Annotated in this window: 14 protein-coding genes; 4 read left to right on the forward strand and 10 right to left on the reverse strand. The window is 69.5% G+C overall.

Annotated features, from left to right (window positions below; translation table 11 throughout):
- Nucleotides 1-9 precede the first annotated feature (9 nt).
- The 4 genes from AC07NN_RS19800 to AC07NN_RS19815 all read left to right on the forward strand — a co-directional run bounded on the left by AC07NN_RS19800 (nt 10) and on the right by AC07NN_RS19815 (nt 4,133).
- Nucleotides 10-1,560: a DUF4153 domain-containing protein gene (locus AC07NN_RS19800; protein ID WP_494644947.1), complete on the forward strand. Its 1,551-nt coding sequence runs from the start codon at nt 10-12 to the stop codon at nt 1,558-1,560.
- A gap of 10 nt (nt 1,561-1,570) precedes the next feature.
- Nucleotides 1,571-2,275, forward strand: a complete 705-nt coding sequence (locus AC07NN_RS19805; protein WP_494644950.1) for a response regulator transcription factor — start codon at nt 1,571-1,573, stop codon at nt 2,273-2,275.
- On the forward strand, nt 2,272-3,846 hold the full coding sequence (locus tag AC07NN_RS19810) for a sensor histidine kinase (RefSeq protein ID WP_494644952.1): 1,575 nt from the start codon (nt 2,272-2,274) through the stop codon (nt 3,844-3,846). Before AC07NN_RS19805 ends, AC07NN_RS19810 begins: the two co-directional genes overlap by 4 nt.
- Before the next feature lie 95 nt (nt 3,847-3,941).
- A complete protein-coding gene (locus AC07NN_RS19815; protein ID WP_494644954.1) occupies nt 3,942-4,133 on the forward strand; it encodes a hypothetical protein in 192 nt (63 codons plus the stop codon).
- Here the strand turns inward: AC07NN_RS19815 and AC07NN_RS19820 are convergent.
- The 10 genes from AC07NN_RS19820 to AC07NN_RS19865 all read right to left on the reverse strand — a co-directional run bounded on the left by AC07NN_RS19820 (nt 4,130) and on the right by AC07NN_RS19865 (nt 18,833).
- On the reverse strand, nt 4,130-7,309 hold the full coding sequence (locus AC07NN_RS19820) for an efflux RND transporter permease subunit (protein ID WP_494644956.1): 3,180 nt from the start codon (nt 7,307-7,309) through the stop codon (nt 4,130-4,132). The genes AC07NN_RS19815 and AC07NN_RS19820 overlap by 4 nt on opposite strands.
- A gap of 5 nt (nt 7,310-7,314) precedes the next feature.
- On the reverse strand, nt 7,315-8,463 hold the full coding sequence (locus tag AC07NN_RS19825; RefSeq protein ID WP_494644961.1) for an efflux RND transporter periplasmic adaptor subunit: 1,149 nt from the start codon (nt 8,461-8,463) through the stop codon (nt 7,315-7,317).
- 1 nt (nt 8,464) lies between these two features.
- Complete coding sequence (locus AC07NN_RS19830; RefSeq protein ID WP_494644965.1) at nt 8,465-9,703, reverse strand: TolC family protein; 1,239 nt, start codon at nt 9,701-9,703, stop codon at nt 8,465-8,467.
- A 47-nt stretch (nt 9,704-9,750) separates the two neighbouring features.
- Nucleotides 9,751-10,113, reverse strand: a complete 363-nt coding sequence (locus AC07NN_RS19835) for a hypothetical protein (protein WP_494644967.1) — start codon at nt 10,111-10,113, stop codon at nt 9,751-9,753.
- Nucleotides 10,114-10,176: 63 nt separating this feature from the next.
- Nucleotides 10,177-10,743: a LuxR C-terminal-related transcriptional regulator gene (locus AC07NN_RS19840; RefSeq protein ID WP_494644970.1), complete on the reverse strand. Its 567-nt coding sequence runs from the start codon at nt 10,741-10,743 to the stop codon at nt 10,177-10,179.
- Nucleotides 10,731-12,020, reverse strand: coding sequence for a sensor histidine kinase (locus AC07NN_RS19845; RefSeq protein ID WP_494644972.1), 1,290 nt, complete (start codon nt 12,018-12,020; stop codon nt 10,731-10,733). The genes AC07NN_RS19840 and AC07NN_RS19845 overlap by 13 nt, the downstream gene beginning before the upstream one ends.
- A gap of 219 nt (nt 12,021-12,239) precedes the next feature.
- Nucleotides 12,240-13,877, reverse strand: a complete 1,638-nt coding sequence (locus tag AC07NN_RS19850; RefSeq protein WP_494644975.1) for an alkaline phosphatase D family protein — start codon at nt 13,875-13,877, stop codon at nt 12,240-12,242.
- 85 nt (nt 13,878-13,962) lie between these two features.
- Nucleotides 13,963-17,202: an outer membrane beta-barrel protein gene (locus AC07NN_RS19855; RefSeq protein WP_494644976.1), complete on the reverse strand. Its 3,240-nt coding sequence runs from the start codon at nt 17,200-17,202 to the stop codon at nt 13,963-13,965.
- Between the two features lie 88 nt (nt 17,203-17,290).
- Nucleotides 17,291-18,262 (reverse strand): FecR family protein, encoded by a 972-nt coding sequence (locus AC07NN_RS19860; RefSeq protein ID WP_494644978.1) that lies wholly within the window; start codon nt 18,260-18,262, stop codon nt 17,291-17,293.
- Nucleotides 18,231-18,833, reverse strand: coding sequence for an RNA polymerase sigma factor (locus AC07NN_RS19865; RefSeq protein ID WP_494644980.1), 603 nt, complete (start codon nt 18,831-18,833; stop codon nt 18,231-18,233). The genes AC07NN_RS19860 and AC07NN_RS19865 overlap by 32 nt, the downstream gene beginning before the upstream one ends.
- Between the last annotated feature and the right edge of the window lie 66 nt (nt 18,834-18,899).

Genomic DNA, 18,899 nt, shown 5'->3' on the forward strand with positions numbered 1-18,899 from the left:
CTTGCGGCCATGCCGTTCACCAGAAGATTGCGTTCAGCCTACTGGATGAAGAGCGCCCTCGCCGTCGGCCTGATCGCCGTCGCCGACGCGCTCTTCTATAACCCGGAGGGCGCGAGCTTCGGCCCCTACGGCCTGGCCCTTGGCCTGGCGGTGCTGCTCGCCGTCCCGGCCGTGAGGCATGATCGGCGGGCCTTGCTCGCCCTAGCCATCGCCGGCGCATTGGCCCTGCTATCGTTCGAACAACCCTCGCTGATGATGGCTTGGTTCTGCCTGCTGGCGCTTGGCGTGGCCACGCTATCCCCGCGCGCCCGGGCCAGGGACGACGTCTGGGCTTGGGCGCAGCGCCTCCTCATGGCGGGCGTGCGCGGCCTGGCCGGCCCGGTGATCGACCTTGTCCGCCTTCGTGCGCGCCGCCTGCGTCGCCGCCGGGCCACGCCGGGAAAGGCCTATGTCTCGGCCTTGCTTCTGCCCATCGCGGGCGGTCTGGTGTTCATCGCCCTGTTCTCGGCGGCCAACCCGCTGATCGGAGCCTTGCTGGCCAAACTGCGGCTACCGCATCTGGAGGTCCTGCGGTCGATCTTCTGGGGGCTGGCCGGCGTCCTGGCCTGGGGCCTGCTGCGCCCGCGTGGTCTTCGCCGCACGATCGCGCCGCCGGATGTCCAAGGCGACCTGGAGGTCTTCGGCGTGACGCCCACCTCGCTGACCCTGTCGCTGATCGTCTTCAACGTCCTCTTCGCCCTGCAGAACGGTCTCGACGTGGCGTTCCTCTGGAGCCACGCGCCGCTGCCCGACGGCGTGACCCTGGCCGAGTACGCCCATCGCGGCGCCTATCTGCTGATCGTCACGGCGATCCTGGCCGGCGGCTTCGTGCTGATCGCCCTCCGTCCGGGCTCGACCACGGCCGCGTCTCCGGCCGTGCGCTGGATGGTGGTGTTGTTCGTGGCCCAGAACCTTCTGCTGGTCGCCTCGAGCGCCCTGCGAACCTGGGACTATGTCGAGGCCTACGGCCTGACCCAACTGCGGATCGCCGCGCTGTTCTGGATGGCCCTGGTCGCCATCGGCCTGGTCCTGATCGGCGTCCGGCTGTTGAAAGCCAAGAGCGCGAGCTGGCTGATCAACGCCAACACCCTGACCGCCGTCGTGGCGATCCTGGTCGCCAGCCTGATCGATCTCGGCGCCGTCGCCGCGACCTGGAACGCCCGCAACGCGCGCGAGGTCAACGGCCACGGCCCCAGGCTCGACCTCTGCTATCTGGAGAACCTGGGCCCCTCCGCGCTGATCCCGCTGACCGAACTGGAGAGCCGCCCCCTACCTCAGGTCCAGGCGGAGGCGACGACGTCGGTGCGGATGGAGGTCATGGCCACAGCACGGCGCAACCAGGCGCACTGGCGGACCTGGTTCTGGCGCAATGCGCGCCGCCTGGACACGGCCACCGCCTTGATCGCCGCTCGCCCGCCATCGCCTCCTCGCGCCGAGCGGGAATGCGACGGCCGGCTGGTCGGGGACCCCACGGAGGCGGCCCAGCCAGTAACCCCGTTGACCGTGCCCCCTCAACCTTGAACATGAGCCCATGCCGCAACGCATCCTCATCGTCGACGACGACCCGCATATCCGCCAGCTCCTGATCTTCGCGTTCGGCAAGGCCGGGTTCGACACCAGCGAGGCGCAGGACGGCGAGGAGGCCCTGGCCATGACGGCGAGCGCCAGCCCGGACCTTGTAGTGCTGGACATCAACATGCCGCGCATGAACGGGCTGGAGGTTTGCCGCCGCCTGCGGGCCGAGGGCGATCTGCCGATCCTGTTCCTGTCCTCCCGCGACGACGAGATCGACCGCGTCCTCGGCATCGAGCTGGGCGCCGACGACTATGTGGTCAAGCCGTTCAGCCCCCGTGAGGTGGTGGCCCGCGTCACCGCCATCCTGCGCCGGACCGGCTCGCAGGCGGCGAAGGCGGAAACGTCCGACGCCCTGGGCCGAGGCCGCCTCGGCCTCGATCCCGAGGCCTGGAGCGCCTCGTGGGACGGCCAGGAGCTGACCCTGACCGTCACCGAGTTCGGTATCCTGCGGACCCTGGCCGCCGCGCCGACCAAGGTGTTCAGCCGCGAGGCGATCATCGACCGTCTGCGCGGCCCCGGCTTCGCTGTCACCGACCGGACGGTGGACAGCCATATCCGGAACCTGCGGGGCAAGTTCGCCCTGCTCGGCGGCCATGACGTGATCGAGACGCGCCCCGGCGTCGGCTATCGCCTGGGGGCCTGCCAGGGCGGTCCGGCTTGATCGACGCGGCCAAGACCTTCGTGAAGCGCCGGTGGCCCCGGCTGCGGCTGCGGGTGATCCTGTTCGCGGTGCTGTTCTTCGCCGCCGCCATGCCGGGCGTCAGCGCGATCTTCCTGCGCGTCTACGAGAACACCTTGGTCCGCCAGACCGAGGCTGAGCTGGTGGCACAGGGCGCGGTGCTGTCGGCGGCGGCCAGCCTGGCCTGGCCGGGCGCGCCGCCTGAGCCGCGCCTCGACCGCTCGGCGCCGGGCTACTATGCGGCCGAGCCCACGACCATCGACCTGCGCACGGCGGCCGTCCTGCCGGAACGCCCCCTGCCCGTTCCCACGCACAAGACGCTCGATCCTGACGCCGCCCGCATCGCTCAAGGGCTTGATCCCCTGATCGAGCGAACCGCGCGCACCACCCTGGCCTCGGTCCAGATCCTCGACGCCCATGGCCTCGTCGCCCGAGGCTACGGCATTGGCGGCGACCTCTCGGCGCTGCCCGAGATCCGAACGGCCCTGGCCGGAAAGCCCCGCACGGTGGTGCGCCGAAACGGCGACTATCGTCCGAGCTACGCCTTCGAGTGGCTGAGCCGCGCCTCGGGCGTGCGTCTGCACCATGCCCGTCCGATCCGGGTTGGAGATCGCGTCGTCGGCGTCGTCCTGCTGTCGCGCTCGCCCCGCGCGCTGTTCCGGGGGCTCTACGAAGACCGGGGCAAGATCGTCCTGGGCGTGGCGGGGATCTTCGTGATCCTGGTCCTGCTGTCGGGCCTGGTGTCGCGCGGCGTGACCCGACCGATCGAGGCCCTGAGCGACGCCTCGCGCGCTCTGGCGGCCGGGCGCGGCGAACCGCCGGAGACCCCGCCGTTGGCTGCCCTGGAGATCCAGGCGCTCTATGACGACTTCCGTGTCATGGCCGAGGCCATCGACCGCCGCTCGGGCTATCTGCGCGACTTCGCCACCGCCGTCAGTCACGAGTTCAAGACGCCCTTGGCCGGCATCGCAGGCTCGGTCGAACTCCTGCAGGACCACGGCGACACCATGAGCGCCGAGGAGCGCCGGCGCTTCCTCGACAACGCCGCCGCCGACACCGTCCGGCTGTCTCGGCTGGTCACCCGGCTGCTGGATCTGGCCCGCGCCGACATGGCGCGTCCCGAGGCCGGCGTGGCGACGGACCTTTCGGACCCACTCCGCCGCGCGGCCGACGCCGTCGAGAGCGAGCACTTCCATATCGACCTTAGGCTTCCGGACACGCCGTTGCTCGTGGCCGCGCCCGACACGACGCTCGACGCCGTCCTGAGCGTGCTGTTCCAGAACAGCCGGCAGGCCGGGGCAAGCCTTGTGACGGTCACCGTCGACGAGACGCCGGAGACCACGATCCTCAAGGTCGTCGACAACGGCCCCGGCGCCCCGGCCGCCGACCGGGCGCGACTGTTCGAGCCCTTTTTCACCAGCCGCCGCGCCGACGGCGGCACGGGCCTTGGCCTCTCCATCGCCCGTTCGCTCCTCGCCGCCAGTCACGCCACGATCGACCTGGTCGACAGCGATACCGGCGCGGCGTTCGCCGTCACCCTGCCCCGCGCCTAGCGCCCTGCACGGCGTCTGCACCGGATCTCGACATCGGCCGCCGCTCGCCCTGCATGCCGCTCGACCAACCTCCGGGCTTGAACGGAGGATGCGACATGGAACACGACGAGACGCCCTATCGCCTGACGGTGTGCGAGGAGAACGGCGCCTGGACCTGGATCCTGCTGCAGGGCGAACAGGTCGCCATGCAAGGCGGGGCTCCGGGCCTTGAGGACGCGTTGCGGCGTGGCGACTTCGCCGCCGGCGCCCACGCGGCCTTCAGCAGGATCGGAGCCCGCCGCTTCTAGGCCTCCTTCTTGGCGCGACCAAGCGTCCGCGCCGCGAACGCCGGCAGCACCACCAGGGTCAGCAGGGTCGCCGTCAGCAGCCCGCCGATGACCACGGTCGCCAGCGGCTTCTGCACCTCGGCTCCCGCGCCGTTGGCCAACGCCATCGGCAAGAAGCCGAGGATGGCGACCAGGGCGGTCGTCACCACGGCCCGCAGACGGCTCATGGCGCCCTCGGTGGCCGCCACCGCTCGGTCGAGGCCCGTGTCGAGCTTCTCGCGGATGGACTGCATCAGCACCAGGCCGTTCAGGGTGGCGACGCCCGACACCGCGATGAACCCTACCGCCGCCGAGACCGAGAACGGCATCCCTCGCAGCAGCAGCGCCAAGGCTCCCCCAACCAGCGCCAGGGGAACACAACTGAAGACCAGGGCCGCCTGGGTCGCCGAGCCCAGCGCGAAGTAGAGCAGGACCGCGATCAGGACGAACACGACCGGGATCACCAGACCCAACCGGGCCTCCGCGCGCTTCAGGTTCTGGAACTGGCCGCCCCAGTCCAGCCACGCGCCGGACGACAGGCGGACCTGCTGCTCGACCGCGCCTTGAGCCTCGGCGACGAAGCCGCCCAGGTCACGGCCGCGCACATTGGCCTGCACGACGATACGGCGCTTGCCATTCTCTCGGCTGATCTGGTTGGGCCCCTCGCCTTCGCGAAAGCGGATGACTGAGGCCAAGGGCACGAAGCTGGCCCCGTTGTTGACCGCCAGCGGTGTCTGGGCCACGACCGCCAGGTCGTTGCGACTGGCGTTGGGCAAACGCACAACGACGTCGAAACGACGATCACCCTCGAATACCCGCCCGGCCTCGCGCCCCGCCAAGGCGATCTGGATCGCGTCGGCGGCGTCGGCCGCGTGCAGGCCATAGAGCGCCGCCGCGGCCCGGTCGACCTCGGCCGTCACCATCGGCAAGCCGGAGACCTGTTCGACACGGACATCGGTCGCGCCGCGAACGCCGCCCAACACCCGGGCGATCTCGTTGGCCGTCCGCTCCATGGCCGCGAAGTCGTCGCCATAGACCTTCACCGCCACGTCGGACCGAACGCCCGAGATGAGCTCGTTGAAGCGCATCTGGATCGGCTGGGTGACTTCGTAGGCGTTGCCGATCTGGGTGGTGGCGGCCTGCTCGATCTTCTCCACGACCTCGGCTTTCGAGGCGCCACGATCCGGCCAATCCCGTTCGGACTTGAGCACGACGTAGGTGTCGCTAATCGACGGCGGCATCGGGTCGGTGGAGACCTCGGCCGTGCCGGTCTTGGAGAACACGAAGGCGACCTCGGGGACCTTCAGCAGCGCCTTCTCCAAGCGCCCCTGCATCTCGATCGACTGCTCCAGCGAGGTGCTCGGCACGCGTAGCGCCTGAACCAGGACGTCCTTCTCGTCGAGGGTCGGGATGAATTCCCGGCCCAGGCCGAGGAAGGCGGCAAGGCCGATCAGGACCGCCGCCGCCGCGCCGATGGCGACCCGCCCCGGACGGGCGACGGCCCAGCGAGTGGCCGGTTCGAACCACTCTCGCGCGACCTTCTCGGCCCGGGTCTCGTGGTCGACCTTGGGCGGCTTCACCAAGAGCGCCGTCATCGCCGGCACGAAGGTGAAGGTCAGGACGAAGGCGCCAGCCAGGGCTAGCATCACCGTCGCCGCCATCGGCTGGAACATCTTGCCCTCGATGCCCTCGAGCGCGAGCAGCGGCGCATAGACCAGCAGGATGATCGCCTGGCCGAAAGCCGCCGGGCGGATCATCTGGCGCGCCGCGCCGGAGGCTTCGTCCAGCCTTTCGGCCAGGGACAGATCCCGGCCCTCGGCCGCGCGGCGCAAGCCCATGCGGGTCAGGGTGTTCTCGACCACCACCACGGCGCCATCGACCAGCAGGCCGAAATCCAGCGCGCCCAGGCTCATCAGGTTTCCGCTGACCCCGAACCGGTTCATGCCGATCACGCCCAGCAGGAACGCCAGCGGGATGACCAGGGCGGTGATCACCGCCGCCCGGGCGTTGCCCAGCAGCAGGAACAGCACGACCACGACCAGCAGGGCGCCCTCGGCCAGGTTCTTCTGGACGGTGCGGATGGTGCGATCGACCAGGTCGGTGCGATCCAGAACCGGCTTCACCGCCACGCCCGACGGCAAGGACGGCGCGATCGCCTTCAGCCGCTGGCCGACCGCGTGGGCGACCGTGCGGCTGTTCTCGCCGGCCAGCATCAGGGCCGTGCCGATCACCACCTCCTCGCCGTTCTCCTGGGCCGCGCCCAGGCGGGTGGCCTGGCCGATCTCGACCTGGGCGACGTCGGAGACCCGCACCACCAGGCCGTTGCGCGTGGTGACCGGGGCCGAGGCGAGATCCTCCAGCGACGAGACGCGCGCGTCGGCCCGCACGACCAGGGCCTCGCCGCCGCGCGAAATGTAGCCCGCGCCGGCGACGGTGTTGGCGTGTTCGACCGCCTCGACCAGTTCGTTCAGGCCGACGCCATAGGTCGACAGCCGCGCCGGATCCGGCCGCACGGCGTATTCCTTGACGTAGCCGCCGATGGTGTCGACGCCCGCCACGCCCGGGGTGGAGCGCAGCTGCGGCGTGACGATCCAGTCCTGGACCGTGCGCAGATAGGTCGCCTTCTGCCGCTCGGTCGTCAGGCGCTCGCCTTCGGGCGTCAGATAGGCGCCGTCGGGTTGGAGGCCGGGCGCGCCGGCGCGGACCGGTTTCCCGGGCCTGAACTCGACGGTCCACATCATCACCTCGCCCAACCCCGTGGTGATCGGGGCCATGCCGGGCTTGGCGTCGGCCGGCAGCTCCTCGCGCGCGGCTTCCACCCGTTCGTTGACCTGCTGGCGGGCGAAGTAGATGTCGGTGTCGTCCTTGAAGACGGCCGTGATCTGGGAAAAGCCGTTCCGCGAGATGGAGCGGGTCTCCACCAGGCCCGGGATCCCCGAAAGACCGGTCTCCAGGGGGAAGGTCACCCGCTGCTCGATCTCCTCCGGCGACAGGGCCGGGGCGACGGTGGTGACCTGCACCTGCTTGTTGGTGATGTCCGGCACCGCATCGATCGGCAGGCGGAACAGTTCGAAGACGCCATAAGCGGCCGCCAGGACGACGACCAGGACCACGACGATACGATGGCGCACGGAGAGCGCCACGAGCTTGCTCAGCATGGCGTTTAATCCTCGTGCTCGGCTTCGCCCTTGGCCAGTTCGGCCTTGAGCAGGAAGGCGCCGCGTCCGGCGATGCGCTCGCCGCCCTTCAGGCCCACGACGATCTGGGTGCGGCCACCGCCGGAACGTCCCGGCGTTACGGGCAGCGCCCGGAAACCGTTCACCTCAGCCACGAAGACCACGGACCGCCCGTTCAGGGTCTGGACCGCTTCGGACGGTACGGTCGGCGCACCGCCGCTGTTCGTCGCCACCGAGGCGCTGACCGCCGCGCCGGGCGTGAGCCGCCCGCCGTTCGGCCTGGCCCGGACCACGGCCGCGCCCGTGGCGTCCTGGGCCAGTGGCGCGACGCCGACGATCACCGCGTCGACCTCCGAACCGTCGGGCTGGATCACCTTCAGCGGCGCACCGACCCGCAGTCGGTCGGCGGCTTCGGCCGGGGCGTTGAACACGACTTCGACCTGACTGACGTCGGCGACCTCGGCCACGACGCCGCCTTGGGCGACGAAGCTGCCTGGCGCGACCTGCAGGCCGGTGACGATGCCGCCGATCGGGCCGCGCACGATCACCTCGCCCGAGGCGCCCGGCGAGCCCGAAGCCGTCGAGCGCGCTCGCGCCGCCACCGCCGCCGCCTCGGCCTTGGCCGTGGTCGCGCGGGCGGCTTCCCAGTCCTGGCGAGCGGTCACGCCCGCCTTGAACAGGCGCTCCTCCCGGGCCAGCGCCGCACGGGCGGCCTCGACCTCGGCGCCGGCGGCGATCGCATCGGCCCGCACCGAAGCGCCGTCAGCGCTGCGGATCACCGCCAGGGGCGAGCCGGCCGACACGGGCGCGCCGGGCGCCACGCGCAGGGCCAGCACGACGCCCGACACCGGCGCGGCGACGACGGCGCGCGCGCTCGGCGCGGCCTGGACGCGGCCCGTCAGACGCAGGTCTCCCGCTCCGCCGTGCGTGACCGTGACGACGGCGACGCCGGCCTCGGCGGCCTGCTGGACGCTGAGCTTGACGACGTCGCCACCGCCTTCGGCGTGTTCCTCACCATGCTCGGCGGCGGGCTTCGGCGCGACGTCGCGGTCGGTGAGCTTGGCTATGCCGAAGCCCGCGCCCAGGGCGAGCGTGAGGGCGGCGGCAGCCAGGTAGGTCTTGTTGTCGATGGGCATGTCAGCCTCCGAAAGGGACGCGGCCGGTCAGGCGTGCGATCTCGGCCTCGGCGCGGACCCGCGCCAGCCGGGTGTCCAGCACACGGACCCGGGCGGCGGCCAGGGCGCGTCGAGCGCTGGAAAGTTCGATGAGCGGCAAACGGCCGGCCTCGTAGCCGATCCGCGCCAGGCGGTAGGCTTCAGCGGCGGCGCTCTCCCCCGAAGCGGCGGCGACGGTGCGCGCTTCGGCGCCTCGAGCCTGGAAGCGCGCGGCGCGAAGACCCGCCACCGTGTCCAGCTCGACCTCGCGTAACCGAGCCTGCGCCCGCGCCAGTTCGGCCCGCGCTGCGTCCGTTCCTCCGCGATTGCGATCGAACAGCGGCAGGGGGATCGCCGCGCCGGCCACTAGGGCGGTGGCGTCGTCTCCCGCCAGGCGACGGACACCGAACGAGGCCGTCACATCGGGCAAGGCGCGTCGGCGCTCGACGCTCACGCGGGCCTCCGCGGCGACCTGTTCGGCCCGCGCCGCCCGCACGGCCGGGGCCGGACTTTCTGAAGCGGTCTCGGACGCCGAGCGTTGGAGCAGGCTTTCGCTCACGCCATCGAAAGCGACCGCCCCGCCGGCTAGGGCCGACAGCTTGGCGAAGGCGGTCTCCTTGTCGGCGAGCGCCCCGTCACGCTCGGCCTGGGTCGCGTCGCGCTCGGCGGCCGCTTGGGCGACGCGCAGTTCGGCTTCGCGACCGGCGGCGACCAGTTCGCGAGCGATGTCCGCGTCGGTCCGGGCCGAGGCCAGCATCTCCTCGGCCTGGGCCAACCGCGCGCTAGCGGCTTCGGCCTCGGCATACGCGACGGCGAGGTCCGCCGCGAACTCGAACGCGGTCTGGTCCTGGCGCGCTTCGGCGGCCGAGACCCCGGCCTCGCCGGCTGCGCGACGCAGCTGGCGCTTGCCGCCGGTCTCCAGAGTCTGGGCGAAGGAGACGGTCGTCTCCGCCAGGCCCGCGCCGCTGAACGGACCAGAGCCGGCGAAGTTCTCCATCTCGAGATTGAGAACGGGATTGGGTCGCGTGGCGGCCTGAAGCGCCTGGCCTCGGGCGATGTCGGTGTCGGCCTTGGCCTGGGCCAGGCGAGGCGCGGCCGTGCGGGCCTGCGCCAGCAGCGCGGCGAACGGCGGCGCGGTTTCGGCCACGGCGGGGCCGGCCGTCGCAAGACAGGCGGCGCACAGCAGGGCCGCGCGAAGCGACCCCGGATTTCGGGATGTCATGGAATCCTCTGAGCTTTGACGGTGCTAGGGCGTGCGAAAGGCAGCCGTCAGGCTCTGGGAGGGCGGATCATCTCGAATTGGCGGCCCGCAGTCGCGACGCGGCCGCGATCGGCGTGAAGCCACTGGCTGTGAAGCACCACGGTCGCGTCGGCCTGCTGAAGGGCCGGCATGACCGCCGCGCCATGGTGGCAATGGCCATGCAGGCACGGCGCGCCGGCGTCGTCCGCGTGACCCTGCTCGGACGTCGTGGAGGCGACGGCGATCTCGGCCTTGGCGGACGCGTTGGCGACGGCCGTCGCGTCGGACAGGCAGACGAGGCTGTCGATGGCGGGCGCGATCGAGACGTACAGCATCAGGCTGGCCAGGATCACCCCGCCCGCTTGCCTCAGCCATGTCGTCAAGAACACCATCTGGCCCACCTAGCAGGCGCGCGCGCCGCCGTGAACGCGTTACATGATCACACAAGCCACGCTTCAGATGAGGCGCGCGCTCTTGGCTCGCATCACCGCGTCGGTCCGATTGACCGCGCCCAGCCAGCTCGTCAGGCGGGCCACGTGGATCTTTACCGTCGCGGGCGAGATGCCCAGCTCACGACCGATCTCCTTGTTGGTCATGCCTTCCGCGAGCAACTGAAGCACCTGCTGCTGGCGCGGCGGCAGGCGCCTGGCCTCCAGGGCCTGCAGTCCGGGAATACGCACCCGGATCGCCTCCATCAGGACGTCGGCTTCGGTGTTCTTGGAGTGGACGCCCGCGACGCCGAGGGCCGCGATGGCGTCGAGCAGCTCTTGATCCTCAACGCCCGTGATCACCAGAACGATGGCGCCCGGCGCCCGCGCCCTCAGGCCGCCGACGCCCTCCAGCGGCTCTGCGCCGGGCATGGAGAGGTCGACCAGGCAGAAGTCGGGCGCGGCTTCGGCCTTGGCCCAGGCGGTCGGATAGTCGCCGGCCTCGTCAAGCACGACGTCGGGCCAGCGATCGCGCATCGTGGCGATCAAGGCCTCGCGCATCAGCGGATGGTCGTCGCAGATCAGGCCGCGCATTTGGCCTCATCGACGGCGGGATCGGCCGGCAGCCGGATATAGAACGCCGCGCCGCGCGTCAGGCCGGGCTTCACGCCACAGGTCCCGGCCATCACCTCGACCAGCCCCAGGGTCGAGGCCAGGCCCAGACCGAAGCCGCCGACGGCGCCGACATGTCCCCCTTGCTCGAAGGGGTGGAAGATCCGCGCCTGATCGCCGGGCGTGAGGCCACGCCCATTGTCGACGACCCAGATCGTCACGTGCTCCCGGTTCGCCCGCGCGCCGATCACCACGCGCCGTCCGCCGGAGTGCCGGATGGCGTTGGCGACCAGGTTCTCGACGGCGCGGCCCAGCAGTCGCGGATCGGCGTGCAGAGGGATGCGGCGCCCAACGAACGAGAGCCGGACATGCGCCATCGCGGCCGCCGCGCCCTGGGTCAGGATCACGCGGTCGAAGAGTTCGCCGGCCGAGAACTGTTCGGCGTGCGCCCGGACCGCGCCGCCTTCGAGTTTCAGGTGCTGCAGCATCGCGTCGACAAGGTCGCGGGCCACGCCGAGCGAGCGCTTCAGCCCGCTCACCGAGGACGTCTGGTCGCCGACGCGCGCGCCGGGCTTGATCCGGTCGAGGAACAGCGCTGCGGCCTGCAAGGGTTGCTGCAGGTCATGCGAGGCGGCGCGGATGAACTGGGTCTTGGCGTCCCGCTCGCGTTCCAGGTTGACCAGCGCCTTGGCCAGCTCGCGGTTCGCGGCATCCGCCGCCGCCTGGGCGGCCGTCGCCTTGACCACGGCCTCGCGCACGAAGCGGCGGATGGCCAGCAGCGTCGCGCCGAACAGCGGCAGGAACAGGGTCAGCTTCAGGAAGTGCGGCGGCCGCTCGACCAGCAGCCAGGCGGTCAGAGACCCGAGCACCAGCACCACCGCGCCTCGCAGCACCTGGGTCGCCTCGGTGGCCGCCGCGAACTGGACGATCAGGTACCAGGCGTAGAGCACCAGCATCAGGGCTCGAAGGTCCGGATCGGATGCGGGCAGGAAGACCCAGACGCTGCCCGCCGTCACGGCGTTGCACAGCGTCATGCCCGCCCTAGCGCCCGGGATCCATCGCGCGAGGATCGCCTGGTCGGTCGGCGGCCTGAGCCTGAAGCTCGTCCAGGCCACGAGCCACGATGCGAGGAAGATCGAGATGCCGCCGAGCCATAGCGCGTAGCCGACAGGCTCGGCGCGTCCGGCGAACTCGAAGGCCATGAACGCGGTGACGACCGTCAGGCCGAACCACGCCGCGATGCTGCCTTTCAACTCCATGCGCGCTTCGTTGACGAGAACGGGGTCACGAAACGCAGGATCGAACACCAAAGAGCTCCCCCACCCTCACGACGGTCCGCACACGGAACGAGAGCTCCGGTAGCCCATCCGGCCTAGTGGCCTTGGACCCTTGCGCCGCCTAGCTTGGGATCGGCCCCCTGCCGCCCCACAAACTGCGATGAAGTTATCTCACGAAGTTCACGGCAAGTCTCGCAAACCCTAGACGGCGAAGACCTTCCGGCCACGCTCGACGCTCATCCGGTGCGTGCCGGCGATCTCGGTCGTGCGGGCCTTGATGGTCTTCATGAACAGCCACTCGCCCGTGACGCGCTGGGGCGTGACCTGCATCATCAGATAGCCGCGCTGGCTGGTGTCGGCCCATTTCATCTCGGGATTGGCGGCCATGAAGCCCCGGGCGACCAGCTTGGGATCGGCGCCCATGTCGCCTTCCATGCCGCCCGAGGTGACGCCCTGCCCCGCGAACTCGACGCCGGCTGGGCGGCCATCCTCCATCAGGCCGTAGGCCCAGGCGTTGTGGCTGTCGCCTGACAGCATGACGAGATCGGCGTCGGCGGCCTGGGCGGATTTCAGCAGGCGCGAGCGTGCAGCGGGATAACCGTCCCAGCGATCCATCCACATCGGCAGACCCTGTTGAGCAGCGCGAGCGTTGTTGCGATAGCCGTTGGCCTTCTTCTCGGTCACCTCGGGACGCAGCCAGCTCACCGCGTCCTGCGGCATCACGGTGCGGCCCAGGATCGTACCCATGCCGACCAGTTGCCACGGCGCGGTGCGGGCGTTGGCCTTGAAGGCGTGGGCCAGCCAGCTCTCCTGGGTCGAGCCCATCATGGTCGCCGACGGGTCTTGCCACGCGCCATCGCGGAACGCCTTCAACGCCGCGTCGGGATCCGAGGCTCGGAAGGCCGCGCCCAGGTCGGCCTGCCGGGTGCGGGCCAGGACGCGCGACTCCGTGCGGTAGAGGGTCGCCAGCGTCCCGATCGGATAGGCCTTCCACGGCTCGTCCGAGACCGGCATCCATTCGTGATAGACCTGCATGGCGGCGGCGCGGCGGACGTTCCAGTCGCCCTCGGTCGCGGTCTGGTGGTTCTGTGCCCCGCCCTCCCAACTGTCATTGGCGGACTCGTGATCGTCCCAGAGCGCGACCATCGGGGCGACCTGATGCAGGCGCTGCAGGTCGGGATCGGCGCGGTAGCTGGCGTAGCGCAGGCGGTAGTCGGCGATCGAGAGCATCTCGGTGACCGGCTGCAGCATCTCCTTGCGGCCCTCGGCCCAATTGGCCTCGGCGGTCGAGGCGACGCCGTATTCGTAGATGTAGTCGCCGGTGTGCAGCCACAAATCGAGGTCGGGACGGGCCGCTGCGTGCCCATAAGCGTTGAACCAGCCGTTCGGCAGGTTCGAGCAAGAGAATACGGCCAGGCCGAACTTCGCGACCGGTCCCTCGGGCAGGGTCTTGGTGCGGCCGACAGGCGACTTGTCACCGTTCGGGGCGACGAAGCGGTACCAGTAGACGGTCCCCGGCTTCAGCCCATCGACGGTGAACTTCGCGGTCCAGTCGCGATAGGCGCCGGTGCGGACGCTCCCGCCCGCGACGATCTTGCCGAAGCTCTGATCAAGCGACACCTCGACCTGCAGTCGAAGCATGGCGTCACCGGTCACCGGGACGTAGCGGGTCCACAGCAGCATGGCGTCCGGACCCGGCTCGCCGCTGGCGACGCTGTGGGTGAAACCGGTCGCGCCCAGCACCTCGGCGGCCAGGGCGCGGCCCTGGGGCAACAGGAAGGCGCTCAGCCCAAGCCCGCCGGCCATGACCAGGCGGCGACGATCGATCTTCAGAACCATGACGCGGTCCTCGACTGGATTTTCGGAAAAGGGAAATGGCCGCGCCGAAGGGGGAGACGGCGCGGCCATGGGTGGAACCGGAGGGCTAGAAGGTGCCCTTGACGCCCAGGTTCCACATCGAGCCGTAGATGCTGTACTGCTGCACCCGGCTGCGCTGGTTCGAGTAGATGATGTCCGGCGCGTTGAAGATGTTGCGACCGGCCAGCATCACTTCGAATTGGCGATTGATCTTGTAGCTGGCGCTGACGTTCCAGAGCTCACGAGCGGCGTGGTAGAGGATGCCGTTGTTGGCCGTGGTCGGCGTGTTGCTGAGCGCGCTGGTCCGGGACTTGGACTGCGAATTGCCGGTCAGCTGGAAGTCGAACTTGCCGTAGCTGTAGCGAAGACCCCAGTTGGCCGCCGTCTTCGGCAGGCTCACCCGCTCACCATTGGCGTCGATCTTGGTGATCGAGCCGCGCAGGCCCAGGCCGCGCAGCGCGCCCGGCAGGAAGGTCAGCTGCTGGTCATACTCCAGCACGATGCCTTTGTTGGTGTTGGTGCCATCCAGGTTCTGGGCGCTGCGGAAGGTGTAGCCGGCATAGTCCGCCGGATTGTAGCCGACGTCCTCGGGGTTCACCGTGATGCCGGTGACCTGCATGTCCTTCACATCCAGCTTGTAGGCCGAGATGCCGATCATGCCCGACGGCTCCAGATAGTACTGCAGGCTGGCGAAGTACTTGGTCGAGTGCTCGGGCTTCAGCAGCGGGTTCGGGACGGTGACGAACAGGTTGGTGTCGTCCACGGCCACGACGCCGCCCAGGTTGCCGTAGTCTGGACGCAGGATCGACTGGCTGAAGGCCAGCTGACCGACCAGCTTCTTGGTGAAGTCGTACTTGGCCCCGCCGCTCAGGAACCAGTCGTCATACTCGCCGTGGCGGGTCGTATAGGTCCCGTTGCGGTACTGGTAGAGCAGCCCCGGCACCGTGCTGACCGACAGGCCGGCGGCGGTGACTTCCTTGGCCGAGCGGATGTCGGCGACACGGGCGTCGGTCTCGGTCTTCTCGTAGCGCAGGCCGAGGTCGAACTGGGCCTTGCCGACGCGCGGCTGCACTTCGAAATAGGCGGCGTTGACCGTCTCGCCGACCTTCTTGTTGTTGTCCAGCTGGCGCTTCACGTTGCCGACGGTGTCGGGCACGAAGTACTCGGGATGCTGGGCGAAGATGTCGTAGGTGGCGTAGTTGCTGTCCGCGCGCCAGTTCTGGTCGTTCATGTTGCCGGCGTCGAAGCCCAGGATCTTGAACTGGTAGTTCTTGGTCCAGGGAATGACGGCTTCCGGCGCCTTCTGGGTCAGGTCGTTCGTCGGGCCGACGTACTGGAATTGCTTGAACGAGCCCTCGTTGGTCTTCCAGACGTTGGTGCGATAGGTGCCGCCGGCCAGGACCTTCAGCTGGACCTTGCCCAGATCGAGCTTCTTCTTCAGGTCCAGGTTCAGGCCGTACATCCGGTTGCCGGCGTTCGACTCCGAGGTGCGGATGTTGTTGCCGATGTCGTCGTCGCGATTGAAGCTCGTCGGGTCGCTCCACGAGCGACCGGCGGTCTGCTTCAGCGTCCACTCGTTGGAGTCTTCCGACGCGCGATCCAGCGTGAAGCCGATGCGGGTCAGGTAGCTGTCCGTACGCTGGAAGAAACCCTTGGAATTGTCTCGGAACTGGAATTCCGAGCTGGAATAGCTGGCGCGCAGCTGGGCTTCCCAGGTGTCGCCGCGGTACTCCAGTTTCGGGGCGAACAGCCACGAGGGCGTGCCGGCGTAGCGGTGCGAATACTGGGTGTGCAGCCGGGTGTTGGTCCCGTTCGGATTGACCACGATGTGGGTCGGGGTCGAGTCCGCCGTGGTCTGCGACGCGGTCGTCGTGCCGAAGATCAGGTAGGTGTACTGGTTGAAGTACTCGACGTCGTAGAACGAATAGCTGCTGCGCAGGCTCAGCGCCCACTGGTCGGTCAGCTTGTAGTCGACGCTGAGGTTGGCGGCCTTGCGGCTGGTCAGCTTCGGGCCCGGACGCCACATCACCTGGTACGGGATCACCCGACCGCTGGCCAGATAGGACCAGTCGGTCTGGATGCGGTCCTGCTGGACGTAGTTGGCGTTGTAGCTGGCGTTGAACGCGATCCCCAGGCGGCCGTCCAGGAACACGTCGGCATAGCCGATCTGGGCCGACGGATAGATGCGCGCGTGCTTCTCGTCGTCCGGCAGATAGGCCCGCGACAGACCCGCGTCCGAAGTGCCCACTGCGCCCACCTGGAAGCGCAGCAGGCGCTTGCTGCGCTGGAAGGCGTACTTGCTGCGCAGGTTGATCGCGCCGCCGGGGCTGTCGGCGTCCATGCTGGCCTGCAAGGTGTTGTTCAGTTCGATGGAGTCGATGCCGGTGATCGACATCTGCTCGAACGAGTTCTGGCGGCCGTTGTTGTTGTTCGACGTCGCGGTCGCCATGCGGGCGCCGTCGGTCGTGAAGGTCGAGTACTTCGGGTCCAGACCGCCGATGCGGACCGAGGTGGCGTCGACCTCGGTGTAGTCCAGCGACAGGCCGGGCATGTTCTTCATGAACTCGCCGACGTCGCCCATGGTCAGGGCGCCGAAGTTGTCGGCGGCCACGACGTTCTTGGCGTTGGTCGAGGCGCGGCGCTCCATGATGGCGGCGGCCTGGCCTTCGCGCTTGGCGGTGATGGTCACCGCTTCGACGCCCTCGGCCGAGGCGGCGTAGGACGGCGGCTGCAGCGAGAACTCGACGGTCGCCACCTGACCGGGGACGACCGTCACGACCTGCCGGGATTCCTGCAGGCCGGTATATTTGACGATGACGGTGACATCACCGGCCGGCACGTTCGTCAGGCGAAAGTCGCCGCCGTTTTCCGACAGGGTCACGGCCGGCGTGCCTTCGACGCGGATCTCGGCGTTGCGGACGAATTCGTTGGTGGCGGTGTTGAACACCTTGCCCCGCACGACGCCCGCGCCGACGCCAGCTTGGGGCCGCGGGGCGCCCGAAGCGGAGGAGCGCAAGGTGATGACCTGACCGTCGTCGGTGTCGATCTGCAGCGGCGTGCCGGCGATCAGGCGGCGCAGGGCCGTGCGGACGTCCATCGTGCCCTTCACGGCCGGGGTCTGGACGCCTTCCAGGTAGCGGGCCGGGGCCACGATCTGCACCTGGCCTTGGCGAGCCAGTTCCGGGATGGCGCGAACCGCCGACTGGGCCGGAATGTCGAAGACGCGCTCTTGGGCGAGCGCCGGCGCGGCGATCGCGAGCACGGCGACGGAAGCGCCGCAGGCGAGGAAGGAGTAGCGAGAGTTCATGGTCGAGCAGGCCCCAATCGTCGCTCGTGTCGCGACGTTCACGGTTGAGAGCCGTCGGCGGATTGGTTCCGCTATCAGTCACAAAACTTTATTGGTGGGGCGCCACCGGGCCGCGAGTGAGGACCAGGTCGTCACCGCTCTGGTCGAGTCTGGCGTCGAACACGCGCGCGACGGCGCGGCTGAAGCCGGCCGGGTCGTTGGCGGCGAAAAGGCCGGTCACCTGCTCGCGGGCCAGGGCGGCGTCGCGGATCTCGATCCGGGTGTCGCTGTAGCGGGCGAAGGCGTCGGCGGCCTGTTTCAGGGTCTCGCCCTCGAAAGCCAGCTTGCCCTCGCGCCAGGCCAACTCGCGTGTCACCACCGCCGGCGCGATCGACCGAGGTAGCGCCGCGCCGGCGAAGGCGAGCTGGGTGTTGGCCGTCAGGACGACGCCCCGTGCGGCGTCCACCCTGCCCCACTGCACCAGGACGTCGATGGGATCGGCGTCCAACTTGCGAACCCGGAAACCCGCCTGAGTCGTGCGCAGGCGACGACCGTTCACGACCACGACGAACGGACGCCCGTCGCGCGCCACCTGGAAGAAGGCTTCGCCCTTCAGCAGGGTGACCTCGCGCTCGCCCTGGTCGTAGCGGACCCGGATACTGCTGTCGGTGTTCAGCAGAACGGTCGAACCGTCCTTGAGCGGCGCCAGACGGATCTCGCCGCGCTCGGTGCTGGTCACCGCGCCGGCCGAGGTGACCCCGACACCGAAGGCGATCATCGCCGCCGCCGCGACGCCGCCGCCTGTCCAGGTCAGGGCGCTACGGCGCGAGACCCCGCCAAGGGGCGACCGCTTGGGCGCTTCGAAAGCGGCTGGGTCGAAGTCGGGACCCAGCGCCTGGGCGGACTGGCTCATCAGAGCCAGCGACTGGGCGCGCAGCATCGCGCCCTTGCGGCGTGGATCGCTACTCAGCCAAGCCTGGAAAGCCTCTTCCGCCTGCGGAGACAGCGGCCCACGGTCCAGCCGCGCCGTCCATTCGGACGCCGCCTGATCAATGTCTCGACTGGATTCTCGCTCGGCCATCTATCTCGGCAATCTCTGCTTCCGTCTTCCTAGAGGTTTGGGACCGCTTGTTTCCGCCACGTCCGAACCAATCCATCAGGAAAAGGACGCCGCGAGAGATGTGAGTCTCGACCGTATTTTCCGAGATGCGCATCTGAGCCGCCACCTCGCGCTGGGGCAAGCTCTGGACCCGTCTGAGCACGAAGGCTTCCCGGGTCTTGGGCGGCATGGCCGCAATCGCCAGCGCCAGTTGCCTCAGATCGTCCCGGTCGATCGCATACTGCTCGGGCGAGGCCGCGTCGTCGGGATGCTCCAGTCGCTCCAGGTCGTCGACGGCGTGGATCGAGACGATCCGGGCGCGGCGCACATGGCGGACGACGATCGAGCGGGCGACCTGGAAGAGATAGGCGCGCGGGTGGCGGATGGCCTCGACGCTCTCCAGTTCGGCCAGGATCGTATAGGCCTCCTGGATCACGTCGTCGGGCTCCACACCCGCCAGCGCGTTGCGCGAGAGCCACCCTCGAAGCGCGGGCTCGTGCGGCAGGATGTTCCGCAGGAACCATCTCTGCCTTTCCCTGTCGCCGCCGCTCATGCCTCGCCCGCTCGTCTGGTGACACGGCGCGAGACGCCGCTCCGGTTCGAGGCCCTGCCTAGCGGG

The sequence above is a fragment of the Caulobacter sp. GW821-FHT09H08 genome (assembly GCF_059415885.1).